This window comes from Streptomyces sp. MK7, assembly GCF_032658145.1.
Taxonomy (GTDB): Bacteria; Actinomycetota; Actinomycetes; order Streptomycetales; family Streptomycetaceae; genus Streptomyces; species Streptomyces spiralis.
In genome coordinates this window covers 1-350 of the sequence record NZ_JAVACL010000176.1, presented here as the reverse complement: position 1 = coordinate 350, position 350 = coordinate 1, and the positions used below count along the sequence as shown (strand labels likewise).

The following is a 350-nucleotide window of genomic DNA, read 5'->3' as shown; positions in this document are numbered from 1 at the left end:
GGCGAGGAGCACCTTGTCCGGGTACTGGGCGTCGATCTCCTTGCGCACCCGCTTCAGGAACTCGTGGGTCGCCGGCAGGTTCTCGCAGTTGGTGCCCTCCTGCTGGTACAGGTACGGCACCGCGTCCAGCCGGAACCCGTCGATGCCGAGGTCCAGCCAGAACTTCAGCGCGGAGATCATCTCCTCCTGCACCGCCGGGTTCTCGTAGTTCAGGTCCGGCTGGTGCGAGAAGAAGCGGTGCCAGTAGTACTGCTTGCGTACCGGGTCGTACGTCCAGTTGGAGGCCTCGGTGTCGACGAAGATGATCCGGGCGTCCTGGAACTGCTTGTCGTCGTCGGCCCACACGTAGT

The 350-nt window shown here is 64.0% G+C and carries 1 protein-coding gene; it reads right to left on the bottom strand.

Annotated features, from left to right (window positions below; genetic code table 11):
* A partial coding sequence (locus R2S09_RS40370) for an alpha-amylase family glycosyl hydrolase (RefSeq protein WP_306193258.1) occupies positions 1-350 on the bottom strand: 350 nt, incomplete at both ends.